General features: G+C 62.0%; 18 protein-coding genes and 2 tRNA genes. 16 read left to right on the top strand and 4 right to left on the bottom strand.

The window, feature by feature from the left end; all coding sequences use genetic code 11:
• Positions 1 to 43 precede the first annotated feature (43 nt).
• The 5 genes from hflK (at position 44) to A9971_RS13400 (ending at position 6,992) form a co-directional block, all read left to right on the top strand.
• Complete coding sequence (hflK, locus tag A9971_RS13380) at positions 44 to 1,222, top strand: FtsH protease activity modulator HflK (RefSeq protein WP_011058940.1); 1,179 nt, start codon at positions 44 to 46, stop codon at positions 1,220 to 1,222.
• Entirely contained in the window at positions 1,222 to 2,091 is an 870-nt protein-coding gene (gene hflC / locus A9971_RS13385; protein WP_011058941.1) for a protease modulator HflC, read from the top strand. The genes hflK and hflC overlap by 1 nt, the downstream gene beginning before the upstream one ends.
• Positions 2,092 to 2,383: 292 nt before the next feature.
• Positions 2,384 to 3,571, top strand: coding sequence for an ATP phosphoribosyltransferase regulatory subunit (locus A9971_RS13390; RefSeq protein ID WP_011058942.1), 1,188 nt, complete (start codon positions 2,384 to 2,386; stop codon positions 3,569 to 3,571).
• Positions 3,572 to 3,625: 54 nt separating this feature from the next.
• Positions 3,626 to 4,918: an adenylosuccinate synthase gene (locus A9971_RS13395; protein ID WP_011058943.1), complete on the top strand. Its 1,293-nt coding sequence runs from the start codon at positions 3,626 to 3,628 to the stop codon at positions 4,916 to 4,918.
• Positions 4,919 to 5,057: 139 nt separating this feature from the next.
• Positions 5,058 to 6,992, top strand: coding sequence for a methyl-accepting chemotaxis protein (locus A9971_RS13400; protein WP_011058944.1), 1,935 nt, complete (start codon positions 5,058 to 5,060; stop codon positions 6,990 to 6,992).
• Between the two features lie 57 nt (positions 6,993 to 7,049).
• Here A9971_RS13400 and A9971_RS13405 read toward each other — a convergent pair whose 3' ends face one another.
• The 4 genes from A9971_RS13405 to A9971_RS13420 form a co-directional block, all read right to left on the bottom strand.
• Positions 7,050 to 8,615 carry an iron ABC transporter permease gene (locus A9971_RS13405; protein WP_011058945.1) on the bottom strand — a complete coding sequence of 522 codons (1,566 nt, stop codon included), beginning with the start codon at positions 8,613 to 8,615 and terminating at the stop codon, positions 7,050 to 7,052.
• Positions 8,615 to 9,640, bottom strand: coding sequence for an extracellular solute-binding protein (locus A9971_RS13410; RefSeq protein ID WP_065364885.1), 1,026 nt, complete (start codon positions 9,638 to 9,640; stop codon positions 8,615 to 8,617). The genes A9971_RS13405 and A9971_RS13410 overlap by 1 nt, the downstream gene beginning before the upstream one ends.
• Positions 9,641 to 9,825: 185 nt before the next feature.
• A tRNA-Leu gene (locus A9971_RS13415) sits at positions 9,826 to 9,912 on the bottom strand.
• 165 nt (positions 9,913 to 10,077) lie between these two features.
• A tRNA-Leu gene (locus tag A9971_RS13420) sits at positions 10,078 to 10,164 on the bottom strand.
• A gap of 226 nt (positions 10,165 to 10,390) precedes the next feature.
• Here A9971_RS13420 and rnr point away from each other — a divergent pair.
• The 11 genes from rnr (at position 10,391) to A9971_RS13475 (ending at position 25,128) form a co-directional block, all read left to right on the top strand.
• Positions 10,391 to 13,018 carry a ribonuclease R gene (rnr, locus tag A9971_RS13425; RefSeq protein WP_015633941.1) on the top strand — a complete coding sequence of 876 codons (2,628 nt, stop codon included), beginning with the start codon at positions 10,391 to 10,393 and terminating at the stop codon, positions 13,016 to 13,018.
• Positions 13,015 to 13,782 (top strand): 23S rRNA (guanosine(2251)-2'-O)-methyltransferase RlmB, encoded by a 768-nt coding sequence (rlmB, locus tag A9971_RS13430; RefSeq protein ID WP_015633942.1) that lies wholly within the window; start codon positions 13,015 to 13,017, stop codon positions 13,780 to 13,782. The genes rnr and rlmB overlap by 4 nt, the downstream gene beginning before the upstream one ends.
• Positions 13,783 to 14,032: 250 nt before the next feature.
• Positions 14,033 to 14,458, top strand: coding sequence for a 30S ribosomal protein S6 (rpsF, locus tag A9971_RS13435; protein ID WP_011058949.1), 426 nt, complete (start codon positions 14,033 to 14,035; stop codon positions 14,456 to 14,458).
• Between the two features lie 28 nt (positions 14,459 to 14,486).
• Entirely contained in the window at positions 14,487 to 14,717 is a 231-nt protein-coding gene (rpsR, locus tag A9971_RS13440; RefSeq protein WP_002551829.1) for a 30S ribosomal protein S18, read from the top strand.
• Positions 14,718 to 14,753: 36 nt separating this feature from the next.
• Positions 14,754 to 15,653: a hypothetical protein gene (locus A9971_RS13445; RefSeq protein ID WP_011058950.1), complete on the top strand. Its 900-nt coding sequence runs from the start codon at positions 14,754 to 14,756 to the stop codon at positions 15,651 to 15,653.
• 21 nt (positions 15,654 to 15,674) lie between these two features.
• Positions 15,675 to 16,121, top strand: a complete 447-nt coding sequence (gene rplI / locus A9971_RS13450; protein ID WP_007921484.1) for a 50S ribosomal protein L9 — start codon at positions 15,675 to 15,677, stop codon at positions 16,119 to 16,121.
• 124 nt (positions 16,122 to 16,245) lie between these two features.
• Entirely contained in the window at positions 16,246 to 17,643 is a 1,398-nt protein-coding gene (gene dnaB, locus A9971_RS13455) for a replicative DNA helicase (protein ID WP_011058951.1), read from the top strand.
• Between the two features lie 180 nt (positions 17,644 to 17,823).
• Positions 17,824 to 20,121: a YgiQ family radical SAM protein gene (locus tag A9971_RS13460; RefSeq protein ID WP_183000701.1), complete on the top strand. Its 2,298-nt coding sequence runs from the start codon at positions 17,824 to 17,826 to the stop codon at positions 20,119 to 20,121.
• Between the two features lie 172 nt (positions 20,122 to 20,293).
• Positions 20,294 to 21,235: an NAD synthetase gene (locus tag A9971_RS13465; RefSeq protein WP_220802981.1), complete on the top strand. Its 942-nt coding sequence runs from the start codon at positions 20,294 to 20,296 to the stop codon at positions 21,233 to 21,235.
• Positions 21,232 to 21,681 (top strand): hypothetical protein, encoded by a 450-nt coding sequence (locus A9971_RS13470; RefSeq protein WP_011058954.1) that lies wholly within the window; start codon positions 21,232 to 21,234, stop codon positions 21,679 to 21,681. Before A9971_RS13465 ends, A9971_RS13470 begins: the two co-directional genes overlap by 4 nt.
• A 171-nt stretch (positions 21,682 to 21,852) precedes the next feature.
• Positions 21,853 to 25,128 (top strand): DUF2126 domain-containing protein, encoded by a 3,276-nt coding sequence (locus tag A9971_RS13475; RefSeq protein ID WP_183000702.1) that lies wholly within the window; start codon positions 21,853 to 21,855, stop codon positions 25,126 to 25,128.
• Positions 25,129 to 25,137: the final 9 nt, after the last annotated feature.

Here is a 25,137-nt window from a genome sequence, read left to right on the forward strand (position 1 = left end):
GCGCGCCGTGGGTGCGTCTTTGCTTTATCAGATGGAGAGCGCTATGGCTTGGAATGAGCCGGGTGGCAACTCGAATAATCAGGACCCTTGGGGTGGTAAGCGCCGCAATAATGGCGATCGCAAGGGGCCACCAGATCTCGACGAGGCCTTCCGTAAGCTGCAGGAAAGCCTGAATGGGTTGTTCGGTGGTGGTAAGAAACGTGGTGATGACGGCGGTAGTTCCGGCAAGGGCGGTGGTTTCGGCCTGCTGGGTATCGGTCTTGTCGTGCTGGCTGCCGTGTGGCTGTACAGCGCGGTGTATGTAGTAGACGAGCAGGAGCAGGCCGTAGTGCTGCGCTTCGGCAAATACTACGAAACCGTCGGCCCGGGTCTGAACATCTACTTCCCGCCGATCGATCGCAAGTACATGGAAAACGTCACGCGCGAGCGTGCCTACACCAAGCAGGGCCAGATGCTCACCGAGGACGAGAACATCGTCGAAGTGCCGCTGACCGTGCAGTACAAGATCAGCAACCTGCAGGATTTCGTGCTGAACGTCGATCAGCCGGAAATCAGCCTGCAGCATGCGACCGACAGCGCCCTGCGCCACGTGGTGGGTTCCACCGCCATGGACCAGGTGCTGACCGAAGGTCGTGAATTGATGGCCAGTGAGATCAAGGAGCGTCTGCAACGCTTCCTGGACAACTATCGCACCGGTATCACCGTGACCCAGGTGAACGTACAGAGCGCAGCGGCACCGCGTGAAGTACAAGAAGCCTTCGATGACGTGATCCGTGCCCGTGAAGATGAACAGCGTTCGCGCAACCAGGCTGAAACCTATGCCAACGGCGTTGTGCCGGAAGCCCGTGGTCAGGCCCAGCGCATCCTCGAGGATGCCAACGGTTACCGTGACGAAGTGGTATCCCGGGCCAAGGGTGAGGCAGATCGCTTCACCAAACTGGTTGCCGAGTACCGCAAGGCTCCTGAGGTCACCCGTCAGCGCCTGTACCTGGACACTATGCAGGAAGTCTTCAGCAACACCAGCAAGGTGTTGGTGACTGGCAGCAAGGGCGGGCAGAACAATCTGCTCTATCTGCCGCTGGACAAGATGATCGACAGTGGTCGTAGCGGCAGTGCTCCGGTAACGGGCGCAGCGTCGGCGGCCAGCAATGAAGCGAATGCGCGCGCGGCGGCTGACCATATGCAGCAACAGCAGCAGACGCGTTCTAGGGAGACTCGCTGATGAGCAATAAATCGCTGATCGCCCTGATCGTGGGCGTTGTCGTGGCGGTGGTTGCCTGGAACAGCTTCTACATCGTCGCTCAGACCGAGCGTGCGGTGTTGCTGCAGTTCGGTCGTGTGGTTCAGGCGGATGTCCAGCCTGGCCTGCATGTGAAAGTGCCCTACGTGAATCAGGTGCGTAAGTTCGACGCACGCCTGATGACCCTGGATGCACCGACGCAGCGCTTCCTGACCCTGGAAAAGAAAGCCGTGATGGTGGATGCCTACGCCAAGTGGCGGGTGAAGGATGCCGAGCGTTTCTACACCGCGACTTCCGGCCTCAAGCAGATTGCCGACGAGCGTCTTTCCCGTCGCCTGGAGTCGGGCCTGCGTGACCAGTTCGGTAAGCGCACCCTGCACGAAGTGGTTTCCGGTGAGCGTGACGCGCTGATGGCGGATATCACGGCTTCGCTGAACAAGATGGCGGAAAAGGAGCTGGGTATCGAAGTGGTCGATGTCCGGGTCAAGGCCATCGACTTGCCCAAGGAAGTGAACCGCAGCGTGTTCGAGCGCATGAGCACCGAGCGTGAGCGTGAGGCTCGCGAGCACCGGGCCAAGGGTAACGAACTGGCGGAAGGCATCCGTGCCGATGCCGATCGTCAGCGTCGCGTGCTGTTGGCTGAGGCCTATCGGGAGTCTGAAGAGGCTCGCGGTGACGGTGATGCCCAGGCAGCGGCGATCTATGCCAAGGCCTACGGCCAGGACCAGGAGTTCTACGCGTTCTACCGTAGCCTGCGTGCCTACCGTGAAAGCTTCGCGAACAAATCCGACGTCATGGTTCTGGACCCAAGCAGCGACTTCTTCCACTACCTGGAAAAGTCCAAGCCTTGATCAGGCCCTGACCCTGGAGCACCCCGCCGGGCGGCTAAAACGCCTCGCGGGGTGATCCTTTGGGAAAACGGGTGTATGATGCGGCAGCCGGGAAATTCCCGGCTTTTTTGCGTCTGCATCTTTGATTGGCCGTGGCTCGTTCAAGAGTCCGGCAAGATTTTTCGAGGAAAATGGTGTGTACAGCTGATTCCTGGCTGCCTGTCCGGCTGAGCTCGCGTCGGATGCGACTGTTTTCTGCTTCACTCTAAGGCTGGCCCCAGGCTTGCCGCCCGGACCATAGGGGAATGGCGTAATGGCAACGGTAGACCGCTGGCTGCTGCCAGATGGCATCGAAGAAGTATTGCCGCCGGAAGCGGCGCGCATCGAAGTGGCGCGTCGTCAGGTGTTGGATCTGTTTCAGAGTTGGGGTTACGAGTTCGTCGTTACTCCCCATATCGAATACCTGGAATCCCTGTTGACAGGTGCAGGCCAGGATCTGGATCTGCGTACCTTCAAGGTCATCGACCCGCAGTCGGGCCGGCAGATGGGGTTTCGGGCCGATATCACGCCGCAGGTGGCGCGTATTGATGCCCACACCCTGCGCCGCGAAGGGCCGAGCCGCCTGTGCTACGCCGGCAGTGTGCTGCATGCGCAGCCGCGGGCCTTGTCGTCCTCGCGCAGCCCGATCCAGCTGGGGGCCGAGTTGTATGGCGATGCCAGCCCGAGCAGCGACGTTGAAGTCATCAGCCTGATGCTGGCCATGCTGCAACTGGCCGACGTGCCCGATGTGCACATGGATCTGGGACATGTTGGCATCTACCGTGGCCTGGCACAGGCCGCCGGCTTGTCCGGTGCTGTTGAACAGCAACTGTTCGATGCCCTGCAGCGCAAGGCGATCGACGAGGTCATCAGCCTGACGGAAGGCCTGCCGGCCGACCTGGCGGACATGTTGCGCTCCCTGGTGGACCTGTGCGGCAGCCGCGAAGTGCTGGGCGATGCCCGCCGTCGCCTGGCCGGTGCGCCGACATCTGTGCTGCTGGCGCTGGATGAATTGCTGACCATTGCCGAGCGCCTGTCCGTGCGGTTCCCGGACTTGCCGCTGTATTTCGACCTTGGCGAGTTGCGCGGCTATCACTACCACACCGGTGTGGTGTTCGCGGTATTTGTTCCAGGCGTGGGCCAATCCATCGCCCAGGGCGGGCGCTACGATGACATCGGCGCGGATTTCGGGCGTGCCCGTCCCGCGACTGGTTTCTCCACCGATTTGAAAACCCTGGTGACCCTGGGGCGTGCTGAAGTCGAGCTACCGTCTGGCGGTATCTGGATGCCAGACAACACTGACGCGGCACTCTGGCAGACCGTCTGCCGCTTGCGCAGTGAGGGTCAGCGTGTGGTTCAGGCCTTGCCTGGGCAGCCTTTGGCCGCCGCCCGTGAAGCGGACTGCGACCGGCAATTGATTCAGCAGAATGGGCTTTGGCAAGTATTGCCGCTGGCTTCTTGAGTTTTCCTGCCGGCGGCTGCCGGCACCAAGTTTGCGCGAATGAGGACAAGTGTTATGGGTAAGAATGTCGTAGTCCTGGGCACCCAATGGGGTGATGAGGGCAAAGGCAAGATCGTTGATCTGCTGACCGAACATGCCGCCGCCGTAGTGCGCTACCAAGGTGGCCACAACGCTGGCCACACCCTGGTGATCGACGGTGAGAAGACCGTCCTGCACCTGATTCCGTCCGGTGTGCTGCGCGAAGGCGTGCAGTGCCTGATCGGTAACGGTGTGGTGGTAGCTCCGGATGCCTTGATGCGTGAAATCGTCAAGCTGGAAGAGAAGGGTGTGCCGGTGCGCGAGCGCCTGCGTATCAGCCCGTCCTGCCCGCTGATCCTGTCCTATCACGTGGCCCTGGACCAGGCCCGCGAGAAAGCCCGTGGCGAGCAGAAGATCGGTACCACCGGCCGCGGCATCGGCCCGGCTTACGAAGACAAGGTTGCACGTCGTGGCCTGCGCATCGGCGATCTGTTCCACCGCGAGCGTTTCGCCGCCAAGCTGGGCGAGCTGCTGGACTACCACAACTTCGTTCTGGTGAATTACTACAAAGAGCCGGCCATCGACTTCCAGAAGACCCTGGACGAGTGCATGGAGTACGCCGAACTGCTCAAGCCGATGATGCTCGACGTGACTGCCGAGCTGCACCAGCTGCGCCGCGCCGGCAAGGACATCATGTTCGAAGGCGCCCAGGGTTCGTTGCTGGACATCGACCACGGCACCTACCCGTACGTCACCAGCTCCAACACCACTGCTGGTGGTATCGCCACCGGTTCGGGCGTGGGTCCGATGTACCTGGACTACATCCTGGGCATCACCAAGGCCTATACCACTCGCGTAGGCTCGGGCCCGTTCCCGACCGAGCTGTTCGACGACATCGGCGCTTTCCTGGCCAAGCGTGGTCATGAGTTCGGCGCCACCACCGGCCGCGCTCGTCGCTGCGGCTGGTTCGATGCCGTGATCCTGCGTCGCGCCATCGACGTCAACAGCATCTCGGGCCTGTGCCTGACCAAGCTGGACGTTCTGGACGGCCTGGAAACCATCAATATCTGTGTCGGCTACAAGAACCAGGATGGTGCAGTCATCGACGCGCCAACCGACGCCGACAGCTACATCGGCCTGGAGCCGGTGTACGAGCAGATGCCGGGCTGGAGCGAGTCGACTCTGGGTGCCAAGACCCTGGAAGAGCTGCCTGCCGCCGCCCAGGCCTACATCAAGCGCATCGAAGAGTTGGTCGGCGCGCCGATCGACATTATTTCGACAGGCCCGGACCGCAACGAGACCATCGTTCTGCGTCATCCGTTCGCTTGATAAGTCGTTGATGTAAAAAACAAAGGGCCCTTAATCGGGCCCTTTGTCGTTTCTGCCTGCCACGCGGCACGACCCTTGCTGTGAAATCCACTTCTAGAGTGCCATCAGAATAATGGCGTCAAAAGTAGAGGGATTTCCTGTGTCGGCCGTTCTCTCACTGTTACAAAGCCGTTTACTACGGCCTGTGTTCGTTACTCTCGGTATCGCCCTTTTGGTGCAAGTGCTGGTAGCGGTTGCCCTGACTCGGAGCACAGTGACCGCACTCGAGGCGGATCTGGCTTCGCGCCTGGGCGGCGACAGCCAGAAATTGGCTGGCGAGCTCGAGCAAGCGGGCAAAGAAGTCACCTCCAGTCTGGAGAGTCTTTCCAGCAGTACCCGCCAACGCCTCACGGCCGGCCTGTCTTCGCGTCTCAAGGAAGAACAGGTACAGCTGCGTGCGGCGCTGGAGAAGGACCTGAAGGACTCTGCCAATGACATGGCTCAATTGCTGGCCTCCGTGGCGCCTCGCGCCATGTGGGACAGTGATGTGCCGACCTTGTCCGAGTTCGCCCGACGGGCTCAGCGCAACCCCAATGTGTTGTTCGTGGTTTATGACGATGCGGCGGGAGAGCACCTGACCCGCTACCTGAATCGTGAAAACCCGATCAACAAGGCGCTGCTGGAAAAGGGCAAGGGCGACCGGGCGCTGGACAAGGTCCTGGATGCAGCGAAGAACGATCCTTCGGTGTACTACCTTGAAGCCTCGATCAATCCCAATGGCGTGGAAATCGGCAAGGTGCTGATGGGAGTCTCCACCGCGTCGGTGGAGGCCGATATCGCCGCCCTGGATCAGCGTTTCAGTGCCTTGATTGCCAGCAGCGATCAGTTGGTTGGCGACAGCCTCAAGGGAGCTTCTGCCGACAGCTCGGCGGCCATGCGCTCGCGCTTGCAGTCGGCCCAGGGGACGGCGGCACAGATGCAGGCCAATACCGCGAGCACGGTGCAGGAGGCGGCGGCCACCTTGCGCTGGCAGATCGGCGTCGGCCTGGCGCTGGTTGGCCTGGCCCTGCTGCTGTTGCTGGCAGTGGTGCTGGGGCGTCGCGTGGTGAGCAAGCTGCATTTGCTGATCGCTGCGCTCAATGACCTGGCAGCGGGCGAAGGTGACCTGACCAAGCGTGTGCCGCTCAACAGCAATGATGAGATTGGCGACATGGCCTCGGCGGTGAATCGCTTTGTGGATAAGTTGCAGCCCATCGTGCGGGAAGCGGGGGATGTGGCCCAGCGCACAGGCGTCGAGATCGGCGCCATGAGCCAGCGTAATGCCGGGGCTGATGCCGCAGCCGAAGCGCAGCGTGATGAGGTGGCAGAGAGCCTGCGGGCGTTGTCGCAGATGGCCGATGAAGCCCAGGCGGAAAGCCAGGCGATGCAGGCCGCACTGCAGCAGGTGGTGGAGATTCGTCAGGCGACGGACGAGACTACCCGCACCTCCGAGCAGGTCGGCAGCCTGATCGAGGCGCTGGCGGGGCAAGTGGATACCGGGGCCAAGGTGATCGAGCGCCTGGCCCAGCAGAGCGAGCAGATCGAGGTGGTGCTGACGGTGATCCATGGCATTGCCGAGCAAACCAACCTGCTGGCATTGAACGCTGCGATCGAGGCCGCGCGCGCCGGCGAGACCGGGCGCGGATTTGCCGTGGTGGCGGATGAGGTACGGGCCCTGGCCAGCAAGACGCAAAGCTCCACTGGCGATATCCAGGCTCATATCGGTGCCCTGCAGCAGGGGGCGCGGGAGGCCGTAGCGGCTATCGGTCAGGCCGGGCGTCAGGCCAGCGAGGGCTTGCTGGTGCTGCGCGACAGTGCTCGCCTGCAACAATCGGTGCAGTCTTCGGTAGAGCAGGTGCACGCCGCGATTGGCCTGGCCACCCAGGCTGCGGCCCATCAGGCGCAGGGCGCGCAGGCGGTGCGTGGGCGGGTGGAAACCATCCATGCCCAGGCCGAGCGAGCGGCTCAGGCCGTGGTAGAAACCACCGCCAGCGGCAAGGTACTGGACAGCCTGGCGGCGCAGCTCAAGGCCAGCCTCGGTCAGTTCCGCGCCTGATGCCTGGCCGGCAAGCTGGCTCCTGCCACCTTACTGCAGGAGCCGGCTTGCCACCTCTCAGCGACTCAAATACATCCGCGTTGTCAGCAGATAGACCGGTAGCCCTGACACCAGTATCAACAGCGCCGCATAAGGTGCCGCCGCTGCAAACTCCACATTCGCCGTATGCGCCCACACTTCTGTGGCCAGGGTGTTGAGCCCGGTTGGGCTGAGCAGCAGGGTCGCTGTCAGTTCCTTCATCGCATCCAGAAAGACCAGGGCGAAAGCCGCGCCCAGCGCCGGGAAGATGATCGGCAGGGTCACTCGGCAAAAGGCGCTGAACGACGATGCGCCGAGGGTTCTTGCTGCCTCTTCCAGCTGTGGCGCGGCCTTGTTCAGCGCGGTGCGGATCGGCGCCTGGGCCAGGGGCAGGAACAGCAGGGCATAGGCAATCAGCAGCAGCGCCGAGGTCTGGTACAGCACCGGCACATAGTGCAGCGCGAAATACACCAGGGTCAGGGCGATCACCAGCCCTGGCAGGGCATGCAGCAGATAGGGCAGGCGCTCTGCCCAGATGGCCAGGCGCCCCTTGTAGCGCACCACCAGCAGGCCCACCGGCACTGCCAGCACCAGGCACAGGCCGGCGCCGCCCAGGGACAGGGCCAGTGAAGACAGCAATGCTTCGCTGATTGCCGCGACGGGGAAGGCTGCCGATGAACCGACGGCCAGCCAATAGGCAAGCATGCCCAGGGGGACACCGCTGCCGATCAGCGCCAGCATCAGGCAGTAAAGCTGTCCGCCGATGCTCCAGCGCCCCAGGCGTACCTGTTCGGCGTGCCTGGCTGCGCCCTGGCCGGTGCGTACATGGCGGCCCTTGCCACGGACGCGCAGTTCCAGCCCCAGCAGCAGCAGGCACAGCGCCAGCAACACGGCCGACAGCATGGCGGCGTTGGCATTGCTGAACTCCAGCTCGAATTGCTGGTAGATGGCGGTGGTGAAGGTCTGCAGGCCGATGATCGACAGGGCGCCGAACTCCACCAGCATATGCAGGGCAATCAGCAGCGAGCCGGCCAGCAATGAAGGCCAGAGCAAGGGCAGGGTTATCTTGAAGAACACGCCCCAGCGATTTTGCCCCAGGGTCCGCGCCGATTCCTCCAGGGAGGGGTCGAGATTACGCAGGGTGGCCGCCACCGGCAGGAACACCAGCGGGTATTTGGACAGGGTCATCACCAGGATCGCGCCGCCCAGTCCTTCGAACCCGGCGCTCAGGGATACCCAAGTGAAGCTGCTGACAAAGGCCGGTACGGCGAAGGGCAAGCACAGCACCACGCCCCAGATCCGCCTTCCCGGCAAATCGCTGCGTTCCAGCAGCCAGGCCAGGGACAGGCCGAGCACGGCGCAGGCAAGGGTCACACCGAGCATCAGCAGCAGGGTATTGCTCAGCAGGCGCAACACATAGGGGCGCCACAGCAGGTGCAGGGCTTCAGCCCAGCCGGCCTGCCAGGCCTTGAGGCCGACATATAACAGTGGCAACAGGCTCAGGCAGACCAGTAGCAGGACTGGCAGCAGTAGCCAGATCGAAGGCCGCTTGCGCCTCGGCACGAAGGTGGTGCGCAAGGCGGAAGCGGATGGCGATGGATTCATCAGTTCAGGCCGACGTCACGTTCCAGGTCCAGGGCTTCCTCGGCATTGCCGAGATCGGCTGGGGTCACCTTCGGGGCTTCCAGTTCATTGAAGGGCTTGAGTCCGCGATCGGACTGCATGCCTTTATGCAGCGGGTACTCGGCCGTGGTCTGGGTAATCACCCGCTGGCCTTCTTCGCTGGCCATGTAGGCCAGAAGCTGCTGGGCCTCTTTCGGATGCTTGCTGGACTTGAGTACGGCTGCGCTGGACACGGTGATCAGGCCGCCGACGTCGCCGCCCGTGAAGTAGTGCAGTTTCGAGTCGAGCTGGCCTTTTTCCCGTTGCAGGGCAAACCAGTAGTAGTTGTTCACCAGGACCGTGGCCACTTCGCCGTTTTCCACGGCTTTGAGGGCCACCATGTTGTTGCTGTAGACCTTGCCGAAAGCCCGCAGGCCGGTCAGCCATTCTTCGGCAGCATCCCTGCCGTGCATCTTGATGATGGCCACGGCCTGTTCCTGGAAGGCGCCACTGGTGGGCACGAAGCCAACCTTGCCTTGCCACTGCGGCTGGGAGAATTCCATCACCGACTTGGGCAGGTCTTTTTCGTCGATCAGTTTCGGGTTGAAGGCGACGACTCGTACGCGCGCGGTGACACCGATCCAGGTGCCGTTGCCCGCAACATATTCCTTGGGCAGCACGGCCAGGGTCGTGGCGTCGGTCTGGGCCAGCAGGCCCTGCTCGCCGAGTTTGTTCAGGGGAGGGGATTCTTCGGTGTAGATCACATCAGCTGGGGAGCGGTCGCCTTCTTCGACAACCTGGCTGGCCAGTTGATTGCTGCTGCCCTTGCGGACATTCACATGGATGCCGGTCTTGGCTTCGAAAGCCTTGGCTACCGCGTCGCCGACTTCCTTGTGCTGACCGTTGTACAGGGTCAGGGAAACCGGATCGGCTGCCTGGGTGAAGGGGGATGCCAGGGTCAGCCCCAGCAAAGTGATGGTCAAGCCACGCAGAAGGGATGTTGGAAGGAGGGTATTTCTGAACATCATTCGCAGGTTTCCTCACTGTAGTGCCGCAAAAACTTGTAACAATCATAAACGATATCGTTTCTCATGTGCGCTTTGCTGATGCGGAGGAAGGCGATGGCGCGGGGAAATATCAGGGGGCAGAAACGCAAAAACCCGCTTTCGCGGGTTTTTGTGAGACTTGAAAGCGATGCTCTCAAGTTTTGAATTGGTGCCCAGAAGAAGACTCGAACTTCCACGACCTTGCGGTCACCAGCACCTGAAGCTGGCGTGTCTACCAATTTCACCATCTGGGCAGTATCGACGTCGTCGCCGTGTCGATGGAGCGCACTATACGGACAGCGTTTTGATCTGTAAACCCCTGTTTTGGTTTTATTAAATCAAACACTTAGAATGCAAAAACCCGCTTTCGCGGGTTTTTGTTCGAGCCTTGAAACTGATCTAATCTCAAGCTCTTGAATTGGTGCCCAGAAGAAGACTCGAACTTCCACGGCCTTGCGGCCACCAGCACCTGAAGCTGGCGTGTCTACCAATTTCACCATCTGGGCAGTATCGCTGACGTCTCCGTCGTCGATGGCGCGCACTATACGGAGGCTCTTTTGAGCTGTAAACCCCAGATTTCAAAAAAGTTTGAAAAAAGTCTCCGGCGGTATGCGTGACGATGTTTCTGAGGCGATGGCGAGGATTATTCCCAGGTTGTCTGAGCCTGAAATTTCCCGTTTCAATACGCGTATGCCAAACTAACCCGCATATAGACAAGGTGAAATTTATCTAATGGCCGATTGGCAGTCCCTCGATCCCGAGGCCGCTCGTGAAGCGGAAAAATACGAAAACCCTATTCCTAGCCGCGAACTCATCCTTCAGCACCTTGCTGACCGGGGTTCGCCTGCTAGTCGCGAGCAGTTGGTCGAAGAGTTCGGTCTGACCACGGAAGACCAGCTGGAAGCCCTGCGCCGCCGCCTGCGCGCCATGGAGCGCGACGCTCAACTGATCTATACCCGCCGCGGCACCTATGCGCCGGTGGACAAGCTCGACCTGATTCTCGGCCGTATCAGCGGTCACCGCGACGGCTTCGGCTTCCTGGTGCCGGATGACGGTAGCGACGACCTGTTCATGAGCCCGGCGCAAATGCGCCTGGTATTCGATGGCGACCGCGCCCTGGCCCGGGTTTCCGGCCTGGATCGCCGCGGCCGTCGCGAAGGCGTGATCGTCGAAGTGGTGTCCCGTGCCCATGAAAGCATCGTCGGTCGCTACTTCGAAGAAGGTGGCATCGGTTTCGTGGTGGCAGACAACCCGAAGATCCAGCAGGAAGTGCTGGTAACGCCGGGGCGCAATGCCAATGCCAAGATCGGTCAGTTCGTCGAAGTGAAGATCACTCACTGGCCGACGCCGCGCTTCCAGCCGCAAGGTGATGTGGTGGAAGTGGTGGGCAACTACATGGCACCGGGCATGGAAATCGACGTTGCCCTGCGCACCTACGATATTCCTCATGTCTGGCCAGAGGCGGTGCTCAAGGAAGCCGGCAAGCTCAAGCCCGAAGTGGAAGAGAAGGACAAAGAGAAGCGCATCGATCTGCGTGATCTGCCTTTCGTCACCATCGACGGCGAAGACGCCCGCGACTTCGACGACGCTGTTTTCTGCGAAGCCAAGCCCGGCAAGCTGCGCCTGTTTGGTGGTGGCTGGAAGCTGTATGTGGCGATTGCCGACGTCTCCAGTTACGTGAAGATCGGTTCGGCTCTGGATGCCGAAGCCCAGGTGCGCGGCAACTCGGTGTACTTCCCCGAGCGGGTGATCCCGATGCTGCCCGAGCAACTGTCCAACGGCCTGTGCTCGCTGAACCCGAAAGTCGATCGCCTGGCCATGGTTTGCGAGATGACCATCTCCAAGTCCGGCGAGATGACCGATTACCAGTTCTACGAAGCGGTGATCCACTCCAAGGCGCGTCTGACCTACAACAAGGTCAGCACCATGCTCGAGCAGCCGAAAACCAGCGAAGCCAAGCAGTTGCGCGGTGAATACGGCGATGTCCTGCCGCACCTGAAGCAGCTGTATGCGCTGTACAAGGTCTTGCTGGGGGCTCGTCATACCCGGGGCGCCATCGACTTCGAGACCCAGGAAACCCGGATCATCTTCGGTTCCGAGCGCAAGATCGCCGAAATTCGTCCGACTACACGCAATGATGCGCACAAGCTGATCGAGGAATGCATGCTGGCGGCCAACGTGGCCACCGCCGAGTTCCTCAAGAAGCACGAGATTCCGGCCCTGTACCGGGTGCACGATGGTCCGCCGCCGGAGCGTCTGGAAAAACTGCGCGCCTTCCTCGGCGAACTGGGCTTGTCCCTGCATAAAGGCAAGGATGGCCCGACGCCGAAGGACTACCAGGCATTGCTGGAAACCATCAAGGACCGTCCGGATTACCACCTGATCCAGACCGTGATGCTGCGCTCCCTGAGCCAGGCGGTGTACAGCGCTGATAACCAGGGCCACTTCGGCCTGAATTACGAAGCCTATACCCACTTCACTTCGCCGATCCGTCGCTACCCGGACCTGTTGACCCATCGGGCCATCCGCAGCGTCATCCACTCCAAGCAGGACACGCCGCACGTGCGTCGCGCCGGGGCGATGACCATTCCGAAGGCGCGTATCTATCCGTACGACGAAGCGACCCTGGAGCAGCTCGGCGAGCAGTGCTCGATGAGCGAGCGTCGTGCCGATGAGGCTACGCGGGACGTAGTGAATTGGCTCAAGTGCGAGTTCATGAAGGATCGTGTGGGCGAGTCCTTCCCGGGTGTGATCACCGCGGTGACCGGTTTCGGCCTGTTCGTCGAGTTGACCGACATCTACGTCGAGGGCCTGGTGCACGTCACCGCCTTGCCGGGGGACTACTACCACTTCGACCCTGTGCATCACCGCCTGGCGGGCGAACGCACCGGTCGCAGCTTCCGCCTGGGCGATACTGTGGAAGTGCGGGTCATGCGCGTCGACCTGGACGAGCGCAAGATCGATTTCGAAATGGCCGAGAAGACCATCAACGCACCGATCGGCCGCAAGAAGCGTGGCGCCGCGGACGTACCTGCCAGCAAGGTCGTGGAAGAGCCGGCTCCAGCCAAGGCGGGGCGTCGCAGCTCCGCCAAGGAAAAGGCGGTCGAGGCTTATCGTCCAAGCGACGCTGCAGCGAAAAACGCCGAAGTGCGCAAAAGCCGTGAAATGAAGCGAGCGCTGCTGGCCGAAGCCAAGGGCGGTGGTAAAGCGACGTCTGCGGGAAAGTCCGGTAAGCCGGCGCCCTCGCGCGCTGGCGAAAAGCCCGCCAAGCCGAGCAAACATCGTAAAGGTCCGCCCAAGGCGGGCTCCGCTTCCGGCGCTAAAAGCGGCGGGGCGCGCAAACCTAAGGCCAAGTCATGAGTCAGTTGGAAAAGATCTACGGCGTGCATGCCGTAGAAGCGTTGCTGCGTCACCATCCCAAGCGGGTCAAGCAGATCTGGTTGGCTGAAGGGCGCAGTGATCCACGGGTTCAGGTGCTGGTGGACCTGGCTGCGCAGAACCGTGTTTCGGTTGGCCAGGCCGAGCGTCGTGAGATGGACGCATGGGTTGAAGGCGTGCACCAGGGCGTAGTGGCGGAAGTCAGCCCGAGCCAGGTGTGGGGCGAGGCCATGCTCGACGAGCTGCTGGACCGTACCGAAGGCGCGCCGTTGCTGCTGGTGCTGGACGGTGTGACCGACCCGCATAACCTCGGGGCCTGCCTGCGTACTGCCGATGCGGCCGGTGCCCTGGCAGTGCTGGTGCCCAAGGACAAGTCGGCGACCCTGACTCCGACCGTGCGCAAAGTGGCCTGCGGCGCCGCCGAAGTGATTCCGCTGGTAGCCGTGACCAACCTGGCCCGCACCCTGGAGAAGCTCCAGCAGCGCGGGCTGTGGATCGTCGGCACCGCCGGCGAGGCCGAACAGGAACTGTACGACCAGGACCTGACCGGCCCGACCATCATCATCATGGGGGCCGAAGGCAAGGGCATGCGTCGCCTGACCCGCGAGCACTGCGACTACCTGGTACGCCTGCCGATGGCCGGCAGCGTCAGCAGCCTCAACGTCTCCGTGGCCACTGGCGTGTGCCTGTTCGAAGCCATGCGCCAGCGCGGTGCCAAGGCCAAGGCCGGCGCTAAGAAAGCCTGACCCGCAGTTGCAGGAGCCGGCTTGCCGGCGAGGCGCGTGCTGCCGTCCATCGTCGGCACGCCGGCTCCCGCAGGTGGTTGTTCAAATAATCACCAATTGCCTTGCGCCGCTGTTCCCCCTTCTCTACAATTGCGCCCCTTGCCGTGACGGCAGGCGCATATGTGCCTACTACCAGGCAAGACACACCAGTGTCATTCACTCCTTGTCTGACCGCTTATAGGCGGCAGGCTACAACCCGTAAGGAGCATTCATGCGTCATTACGAAATCATCTTTTTGGTCCACCCGGATCAAAGCGAGCAAGTCGGCGGCATGGTTGAGCGTTACACCAAGCTGATCGAAGAAGACGGCGGCAAAATCCACCGTCTGGAAGACTGGGGCCGTCGTCAACTGGCCTACGCAATCAACAATGTTCACAAGGCTCACTACGTGATGCTGAACGTTGAGTGCACCGGTAAAGCCCTGGCTGAGCTGGAAGACAACTTCCGTTACAACGATGCTGTGATCCGTAACCTGGTCATCCGTCGCGAAGAAGCCATCACTGGCCAATCCGAGATGCTCAAGGCTGAAGAAAACCGCAGTGAGCGCCGTGAGCGTCGTGACCGTCCTGAGCATGCTGACAGCGCCGATGGCGATGACAGCGACAACAGCGACGCCAGCGATAACGCTGACGAGTAATCCACGGACCTTTTGAGGAGCCAATTACATGGCACGTTTCTTCCGTCGTCGTAAATTCTGCCGCTTCACCGCTGAAGACGTGAAAGAGATCGATTACAAAGATCTCAACACTCTGAAAGCCTACGTATCCGAGACCGGCAAAATCGTTCCAAGCCGCATCACCGGTACCAAAGCTCGTTATCAGCGTCAGCTGGCCACCGCTATCAAGCGCGCCCGCTTCCTGGCCCTGCTGGCCTACACCGACAGCCACGGCCGCTGAGATCGGGCAGTCGACAAGTAGTAAGGGATTGAATGCATGCGCGCCTTAGCTGAGTTCATCATGCGCGGTCGTATGCAGGCCACTCTGGTAGTGGCTGGCTGTTCGGCATTGCCGTTGTTGTATTGGTTGGGTGCTGCCGCCGGGAGCCTGGTGCTTCTGCGGCGCGGATTGAAGGATGCCCTTGGCGTCCTCGCTCTGGGAGTGCTGCCAGCTTTGCTCTGGTGGCTGACGTTCGATGATCCGCGGGCACTTTTGGTGCTGCTGGGTTCTTCGAGTCTTGCGTTGGTTTTGCGCGCAAGCGAGTCCTGGAGCCGCGTGCTGCTGGTCAGCATAGCGATGGGGTTGGTGTTTGCTGGAGTCCTGGGTGCGGCTTTCCGCCCTCAGATCGAAGCGCTGTCACAGGAGTTGATAAAAATCCTGCCGATGGCCTTGGGTGAGGTCTACCAGCAGCTATCGGTTGAAGAGCGAGCTCGTCTTGCCACACTGATTGCACCGATCCTGACCGGCCTGATAGCGGCCCTGTTGCAAGCCATCAGCGTGCTGAGCCTGATTCTTGGGCGTTACTGGCAGGCTGTGTTGTATAACCCGGGTGGTTTTGGTCGCGAGTTTCGCGCCATCAGAATCCCTCTTGGGCCAGCGATGTTGCTGCTGGCGTGCATGCTGGTAGGGCCGAACTTCGGACCTCAACTGGCCATGCTGACGCCGATGTGCAGTGTCCCGCTGGCTTTTGCCGGGCTGGCCCTGATTCACGGGCTGGTGGCACAAGGGCGACTGGCCAGGTTCTGGCTGGTGGGGTTGTACGTCACGCTGTTGCCGTTCATGCAACTGATCTATCCGTTGCTCGTGGTCCTGGCCATTGTCGACAGTCTGGTTGATTTTCGCGGTCGTTTGGCGCCGAAAGACGCTGATAACGGCTCTGCGAACGGTGAAGGTTAAAAGTTAAGAGGTTATTACCAAATGGAACTGATCCTGCTGGAAAAAATCGCCAACCTGGGCAACCTGGGCGATAAGGTAAACGTTAAGGCTGGTTACGGCCGTAACTACCTGCTGCCTTTCGGCAAAGCCACCGCTGCTACCGCTGCCAACCTGGCTGCGTTCGAAGCGCGTCGTGCCGAGCTGGAAAAACTGGCTGCAGAGAAGAAGGCTTCTGCCGAAACTCGCGCTGCGCAACTGGCTGAGCTGGAAGTGACCATCACTGCCACCGCCGGTGACGAAGGCAAGCTGTTCGGTTCGATCGGCACCCACGACATCGCTGATGCACTGACCGCCTCGGGCGTTGAAGTGGCAAAAAGCGAAGTTCGTCTGCCGAACGGCACCATCCGCAACGTAGGTGAATTCGACGTAGCCGTGCACCTGCACGCTGAAGTTGAAGCAACCGTACGCGTTGTCGTGGTGGCTGCTTAAGCAGTACCAAATCGTCTGGCACCTTGTGTGGCTGACGGTTAACATCGGGCACGATCCTGTTTACAGGTCGTGCCCTTTGTCTTTCTGCTGATCCTGATTTTCATCCCCCGAATTCCAAGTGGCCATGAACGATATCTCCGCTCCCGAGCAATACGATCTGCAAACCGCTGCCCTGAAGGTGCCGCCGCACTCCATCGAGGCCGAACAGGCCGTGCTCGGTGGTCTGATGCTGGACAACAACGCCTGGGAACGCGTGTTGGATCAAGTGTCCGACGGCGATTTCTACCGGCATGACCACCGTTTGATCTTCCGCGCCATCGCCAAGCTGGCCGACCAGAACATGCCCATCGACGTGGTCACCCTGTCCGAGCAACTGGACAAGGAAGGCCAGACTTCGCAGGTCGGCGGCCTGGGCTACCTGGGTGAACTGGCGAAGAACACTCCGTCGGTGGCCAACATCAAGGCCTATGCGCAGATCGTTCGCCAGCGGGCCACCCTGCGTCAGCTGATCGGCATCAGCACCGAGATCGCCGACAGTGCCTTCAACCCGGAAGGGCGCACCGCCGAAGAGATTCTCGACGAGGCCGAGCGGCAGATCTTCCAGATCGCCGAAGCGCGGCCCAAGACCGGCGGCCCGGTGGGGGTCAACGAACTGCTGACCAAGGCCATCGACCGCATCGATACCCTGTTCAACACGGACAACGCCATCACCGGCCTGTCCACCGGCTATACCGATCTCGACGAGAAGACCAGCGGCCTGCAGCCGGCCGACTTGATCATCGTCGCCGGCCGTCCGTCCATGGGTAAGACCACCTTCGCCATGAACCTGGTGGAGAACGCGGTACTGCGCAGCGACAAGGCGGTGCTGGTGTACTCCCTGGAGATGCCAGGTGAATCGCTGATCATGCGTATGCTCTCCTCCCTGGGCCGCATCGACCAGACCAAGGTCCGTTCCGGCCAGCTGGAAGACGACGACTGGCCACGCCTGACCTCGGCGGTCAACCTGCTCAACGACCGCAAGCTGTTCATTGACGACACCGCGGGCATCAGCCCCTCGGAGATGCGTGCGCGGACCCGGCGCCTGGTGCGTGAGCACGGCGATATCGCCATGATCATGATCGACTACCTGCAGCTCATGCAGATTCCAGGCTCCAGCGGCGACAACCGGACCAACGAGATTTCCGAGATTTCCCGGTCCCTGAAGGCCCTGGCCAAGGAGTTCAACTGCCCGGTAGTGGCCCTGTCCCAGCTCAACCGCTCCCTGGAACAACGTCCCAACAAGCGCCCGGTGAACTCCGACTTGCGGGAATCCGGAGCGATCGAGCAGGACGCCGACGTGATCATGTTCGTCTACCGGGACGAGGTGTATCACCCGGAAACCGAGCACAAGGGCATTGCCGAGATCATCATCGGCAAGCAGCGGAACGGCCCCATCGGCTTTATCCGCCTGGCGTTCATCGGCAAGTACACCCGCTTCGAGAACCTCGCCCCGGGCAGCTACAACTTCGACGACGACGAATAACCCGCCCGTTCGCCGGCCATCCGCCTGCCGGCGCCTGTAGGAGCCGGCTCGCCGGCGAATCGGCTGCACCGAATTCCGACCATAACGGTCGGAATTGGTTATTTTTTGTGCTATATTCCGCGCCCGCGAATTTCCCTGTGAATCAACGCGTCCCTATCCAAGCCAACACCGGTCATCGACATGCAAGCAGCCAAGCCGTTATTTGACTATCCCAAGTACTGGGCCGAATGTTTCGGGCCAGCACCATTCCTGCCCATGAGCAGGGAGGAGATGGATCAGCTCGGCTGGGATTCCTGCGACATCATCATCGTCACCGGTGATGCCTACGTCGATCACCCGTCGTTCGGCATGGCGATCATCGGCCGGCTGCTGGAGTCCCAGGGCTTTCGCGTCGGGATCATCGCCCAGCCCAACTGGCAGTCCAAAGACGACTTCATGAAGCTCGGCGAGCCGAACCTGTTCTTCGGTGTCGCTGCCGGCAACATGGACTCGATGATCAACCGCTACACCGCCGACAAGAAAATCCGCTCCGACGACGCCTACACCCCCGGTGGCCTGGCGGGCAAACGCCCGGATCGTGCGAGCCTGGTCTATAGCCAGCGCTGCAAGGAAGCCTACAAGCACGTGCCCATCGTTCTCGGCGGCATTGAAGCGTCCCTGCGCCGCATCGCCCACTACGACTACTGGCAGGACCGGGTACGCAACTCGATCCTGATCGACGCCAGCGCCGACATCCTGCTGTACGGCAACGCCGAGCGAGCCATTGTCGAAGTGGCCCAGCGCCTGTCCTACGGCCACAAGATCGAAGACATCACCGACGTGCGCGGCACCGCCTTCATCCGCCGCGACACGCCCAAGGACTGGTACGAAGTGGACTCCACCCGTATCGACCGCCCGGGCAAGATCGACAAGATCATCAACCCCTACGTCAACACCCAGGACACCCAGGCCTGCGCCATCGAGCAGGAGAAGGGCCCGGTTGAGGATCCAAGCGAAGCCAAGGTGGTGCAGATCCTTGCCAGCCCGCGCATGACCCGGGACAAGACCGTGATCCGCCTGCCGTCCATGGAAAAGGTGCGCAACGACCCGGTCCTGTACGCCCACGCCAACCGCGTGCTGCACCTGGAAACCAACCCGGGCAACGCCCGCGCCCTGGTGCAGAAGCATGGCGACGTGGACGTGTGGTTCAACCCGCCGCCCATTCCCATGACCACCGAGGAAATGGACTACGTGTTCGGCATGCCTTATCAGCGCATTCCGCACCCGGCCTATGGCAAGGAAAAAATCCCGGCCTACGACATGATCCGCTTCTCGGTGAACATCATGCGCGGCTGCTTCGGCGGTTGTACTTTCTGCTCCATCACCGAGCACGAAGGGCGGATCATCCAGAATCGTTCCGAAGAGTCGATCATTCGCGAGATCGAAGAAATTCGCGACAAGGTTCCCGGCTTTACCGGGGTCATTTCCGACCTCGGCGGCCCGACCGCGAACATGTACCGCATCGCCTGCAAGAGCCCGGAAATCGAATCCGCGTGCCGCAAGCCATCCTGCGTGTTCCCGGGCATCTGCCCGAACCTGAACACCGACCACTCGTCGCTGATCCAGCTGTATCGCAGCGCCCGTGCGTTGCCGGGTGTGAAGAAGATCCTCATCGCTTCCGGCCTGCGCTACGACCTCGCGGTCGAGTCGCCGGAATACGTGAAGGAGCTGGTGACCCACCACGTTGGTGGCTACCTGAAGATCGCCCCGGAACACACCGAGGAAGGTCCGCTCAACCAGATGATGAAACCGGGCATTGGCAGCTATGACAAGTTCAAGCGGATGTTCGAGAAATACTCCAAGGAAGCGGGCAAGGAGCAGTACCTGATTCCGTACTTCATCGCCGCCCACCCGGGCACCACCGATGAAGACATGATGAACCTGGCCCTGTGGCTCAAGGGCAACGGCTTTCGCGCGGACCAGGTGCAGGCGTTCTACCCGTCGCCGATGGCCACCGCCACGGCCATGTACCACTCGGGCAAGAACCCGCTGCGCAAGGTCACCTACAAGAGCGACGGCGTGACCATCGTCAAGAGCGAGGAGCAGCGCCGCCTGCACAAGGCGTTCCTGCGCTACCACGATCCGAAGGGCTGGCCGATGCTGCGCGAGGCTCTGCTGCGCATGGGCCGTGGCGACCTGATCGGTCCGGGCAAGAACCAGCTGATTCCGACCCACCAGCCGGCTACCGACAGCTACCAGAGTGCCCGTCGTAAGAATTCGACACCGGCCGGCAGCCACAAGGTGGCCAAGGAAACCAAGATCCTTACCCAGCACACCGGGCTACCTCCTCGCGGCAGCGACGGCGGCAATGCCTGGGACAAGCGCGAACAGGCCAAGGCCGCAGCGTTTGCCCGCAACAAGCAGGCGGCCAAGGAACGCGCCGACGCGGCCAAGGGCAAGGGCAAGAAGCCGACCCGCAAGCCGGTAGTGCCGCGCTAAACCCCACAAAACGCCAGCCACCGAGCTGGCGTTTTGCTTTTATGGAGATCGATTTTTTTACCGGCGGGCGAGCAAAAAACGGTCAGGGCTTTGTTAAGGTTGCCGGGCTTGCATTGCCGCGATGCCTGGCTGGCTCATGGCTACCAGGCAGATTCACATCGTCAGACCAAGGATGAATCGCGTGACCAGCCCACTAGATGGAGTGATCAGGGACCTCAGCCTGACCCAGGTTCTTGCTCGCCAACGAATCGAAAGCCAGATCAACCTGCCGCGTCTGTTTGCCGCCATCGACACCGATCCCTCGATTGCCGGTGCCGGGGTGGTGTACATCGATGCCGACTTCAATGTCGTGACCCTGCGCGAATTCAGGCCGATCTGCAGCATTGTGCCCAAGCGGGTGATCTTGCGCGAAGCCAAGCGCTACATCGCGCCCCAGCAGTTCGTCGACCAGGTGAAGAACAACCCGCGCGAATCGCGGCTGGCCACTGAATCCTTCAACACCACCCTGGCCTGCACGGCCGCAGTGATCGGCTGGCTGGTGGTGTTTAGCGGCAGCATCGCCGTGCCCTTCACCGCCGGTGCCAGTGTCTGGGTGGTAGCGCTTGGGGCCTCGGCGGCGATGGCCGGCACCGCTCAGTGCGTGATTGGCGGCGCGCGGGTGATCAACGAGATCCAGGACCCGGCGGCCAACGACCGCATGGACGATGCCGAGTGGTACAACATAGTCACGCCGATTCTCGATGGCATTTCCCTGGTGGGTGTCGGCGGTTCGGCGCTGACCACGCTCAGGCTGCTCAAGGCCAGCAAGGCGGCGAACACCGGCAAAAGCTGGATGCAGTTGCTCAAGGGCCTCAACCGCCAGGAACGGGCCAAGCTGACCAAGGAACTGTTGACCCTGCGGGACCCGAGCCTGACCTCCAAGCTGCTGAAGCTGCAACAGCGTGCCGGTGCGTTGCCCAGGCGCTATTCGTCGACGCAGATCCGCCACGCCACCCTGACCCAGATGCAGGATGCTCTGGGCGCTGCCCTGAGTACCAGCGGGAGTATCAGCTCCGGCATTCTTGGCCAGGTGAAAACCCTTGCGGTGGGGCTCTACGAGGAGTTCGACGAGTGATAGATGGCGGCCGCATGAGAGACTTCCTGGTACGTTATTTCCCGACCTTCATGCTCACCGTGCTGCTGGGCTGCTTCAGTGCCTCGCTCCTGCTGTCCCTGGCCGGCACCACTTATTGGCGCGCCATGGCACCGCCCCAGCGCGACGAATACCTGCTGTTTGGCCTGTTGGTACTGATCCCGCTGCTGGTGCTGGGCAACCTGCTGATAGTGCGTGGCATTTCCCGCGCGGTATGGTTGGTGGCCGGCTACTTTGTCGCCTGCCTGCTTGGGGTGGTGCCGATGTTTCAGTATCACCCGCACCAGGGGGTGTACCTGTTCGGCGTGTTGCTGCCGCTGCTCGGGCTGTTGCTGCTCAACAGCAAGCGGCACCGGGAAATGCGCGAACGGCTGCTGCAGATCCGCCAGCAGCGCCAGCGCTTCAAGCAGCAGCGCAAGCGCGGCTGATTCGTCGCCTGCCTTCTGGCGCATTTATGTGCAATTGCCTGCACCGGGATGCATCGATTGCGCGGTTTTGGTGCTGTACTGCCCAGGGTCGCTGAACAACCCCATGGGCTTGCGCGCTGGCATAAGTCTTGCGCAGGTTCTCCCACCGTTCAGGCTCGCAGGAGGCACGCCGTGTCGATTCATGTCGCATTGCACCATGTCACGCACTATCGCTACGACCGCGCCGTCGAACTGGGCCCGCAGATCGTTCGCCTGCGCCCGGCGGCCCACAGCCGCACGCGAATTCTTTCCTATGCGCTGAAGGTCCAGCCCGAGCAGCATTTCATCAATTGGCAGCAGGACCCGCAGGGCAATTACCTGGCGCGTCTGGTGTTCCCTGAAAAAACCAGCGAGCTGCGGATCGAAGTCGACCTGCTGGCGGAAATGGCGGTGTTCAACCCGTTCGATTTCTTCCTCGAACCCTACGCCGAGCAGATTCCCTTCGCTTATGCCGCCGATGAACAGCGCGAGCTGGCGCCCTACCTGGAAACCCTGCCCCTGACGCCGAGGTTCCAGGCTTACCTGGACGCCATTTCGCGCTCACCGCTGCCGGCGGTGGATTTCCTGGTGGGCCTGAACCAGCGGTTGAGTGCCGACATCGCCTACCTGATCCGCATGGAGCCCGGGGTGCAGACTCCGGAGCAGACCCTGCTCAACGCCTCCGGCTCCTGCCGGGACTCGGCCTGGCTGCTGGTGCAATTGCTGCGCAACCTGGGGTTGGCGGCGCGCTTTGTCTCCGGCTACCTGATCCAGCTGACGGCGGACGTCAAATCCCTGGATGGCCCCTCCGGCACCGAGGTGGACTTCACCGACCTGCATGCCTGGTGCGAGGTTTACCTGCCGGGCGCCGGCTGGATCGGCCTGGATGCCACGTCCGGGCTGTTCGCCGGGGAAGGGCATATTCCCCTGGCCTGCAGCCCCGACCCCTCTTCAGCGGCGCCCATCACCGGGCTGGTGGAGCCCTGTGAATGCGAATTCAGCCATGAGATGAGTGTGGAGCGCATCTGGGAAGCGCCCCGGGTGACCAAGCCCTACACCGACGAGCAATGGCTGGCGATCCAGGCCCTGGGCCGGCAGATCGATGTCGACCTGCTGGAGGCGGATGTGCGCCTGACCATGGGCGGCGAACCGACTTTCGTCGCCATCGACGATCCCGATGGCCCGGAGTGGAACACGGCAGCCCTGGGGGCGAACAAGCGCCGCCTGGCCGGCGAGCTGTTCCAGCGCCTGCGCCAGCACTATGCGCCCCAGGGCCTGGTGCACTTCGGCCAGGGCAAGTGGTACCCGGGAGAGCAACTGCCGCGCTGGTCGCTGAATTGCCACTGGCGTCGTGACGGTGTACCGGTGTGGCGCAACAACGCGCTGATTGCCGACGAGCATGAAGATTACGCCGCCGATGCACTGTTGGCCGGACGTTTTCTGGCCAGTGTCGCCGAGCGTCTGAAGCTGCCTGCGCGTTTTGTGTTTCCCGCCTACGAGGACAATTTCTACTACCTGTGGCGCGAAGGCAGCCTGCCGCTGAATGTCAGCGCCGAGGATTCGCGGCTGGAGGATGCCCTGGAGCGGGAGCGCCTGCGCAAGGTTTTCAGCCAGGGGCTGGCCAAGGTCATCGGCCAGGTCCTGCCCTTGGCCCGTACCGCCAAGGGCGACCAGTGGCAGAGCGGGCGCTGGTACCTGCGCGATAGCCATTGCCGGCTGGTACCGGGTGATTCGCCCCTGGGCTATCGCTTGCCCCTGGCGTCCCAGCCCTGGGTGACCGCGGCGGAGTATCCGTTCATTCATGCCACCGATCCGAACCAGGATTTTCCCGAACTGGCGGGCGCGGCTCAGCTGGCAGCGATTGATGAGTCGGCAGTGGCGGACGAGCGGGTGCCCCAGGTGGACGAGTCCGCCGACTGGCTGACCCGTACCGCACTCTGCGCCGAGGCGCGCGAGGGGCGGTTGTACCTGTTCATGCCGCCCCTGGAGCGTCTGGAGGATTACCTGCAACTGGTCAGCGTGATCGAGGCCACGGCCGAGGAACTGCGCTGCCCGGTCTTGCTGGAGGGCTACGAGCCGCCGGCGGACCCGCGCCTGTGCAACTTCCGGGTGACCCCGGACCCGGGGGTGATTGAAGTCAACGTGCAGCCCTCGGTCAGTTGGGACGAGTTGGTGGAGCGCACCGAGTTTCTCTATGAGCAGGCCCGGCAGACGCGCCTGACCAGCGAGAAGTTCATGATCGATGGGCGCCACACCGGCACCGGTGGCGGCAACCATTTTGTCCTTGGCGGAGCCACCCCGGCCGACTCGCCGTTCCTGCGGCGCCCCGACCTGCTGCGCAGCCTGATCAGTTACTGGCACAACCACCCGTCGCTGTCCTACCTGTTTTCCGGGTTGTTCATCGGCCCCACGTCCCAGGCACCGAGGGTCGACGAGGCACGCAATGACGCGCTGTACGAGCTGGAGATTGCCTTCGCGCAGATGCCGGCTCCCGGCCAGGAGTGCGCGCCCTGGTTGGTGGACCGCCTGCTGCGCAACCTGCTGATCGATGTCACCGGCAACACCCATCGCGCCGAGTTCTGCATCGACAAGCTGTATTCGCCGGATGGCGCCACCGGGCGCCTTGGCCTGCTGGAGCTGCGAGCCTTTGAAATGCCGCCCCATGCGCGCATGAGCCTGGCCCAGCAGCTGCTGTTGCGGGCGCTGGTGGCGCGCTTCTGGCGCGAGCCTTACGCGCCGGCCCGGTTGGCGCGCTGGGGCACCGAACTGCACGATCGTTTTCTGTTGCCGCACTTTATCGAACAGGATTTCGCTGATGTATTGGTGGAGCTGAATGCCGCCGGCTACCCGCTGCGGGCCGAATGGTTTGCCGCGCACCTGGAGTTCCGCTTTCCCAAGGTCGGCGATTACGCCGTCAGTGGCATCGAGCTGGAACTGCGCCAGGCCCTGGAGCCCTGGCATGTGCTGGGGGAGGAGGGCGTGGCGGGTGGCACGGTGCGTTATGTCGACTCTTCCCTGGAGCGCCTGCAGGTCAAGGTCGGCGGCCTGGTACCCGAGCGCCACGTGCTGACCTGCAATGGCGTGGCGCTGCCCCTGCATCCCACCGGGCGGGTCGGCGAGTTTGTCGCCGGGGTACGTTACCGCGCCTGGCAGCCGGCCAATTGCCTGCAACCCACTATCCCGGTGCATGCACCGCTGGTGTTCGACCTGCTCGATACCTGGATGCAGCGCTCCCTGGGCGGCTGCCAATACCATGTGGCCCACCCCGGCGGGCGTAATTACGACAGCCTGCCGGTGAATGCCAACGAGGCGGAAAGCCGGCGCATGGCGCGCTTCTTCCGCCTGGGCCATAGCCCGGGAAGCCTGGAGGTGCCGCCAGTGGTGATCAATGCCGAGCTGCCGCTGACCCTGGATTTGCGACGTTTCTAATCCACCTGC

The organism is Pseudomonas sp. UME65 (assembly GCF_014170225.1).
Lineage (GTDB): Bacteria > Pseudomonadota > Gammaproteobacteria > Pseudomonadales > Pseudomonadaceae > Aquipseudomonas > Aquipseudomonas protegens.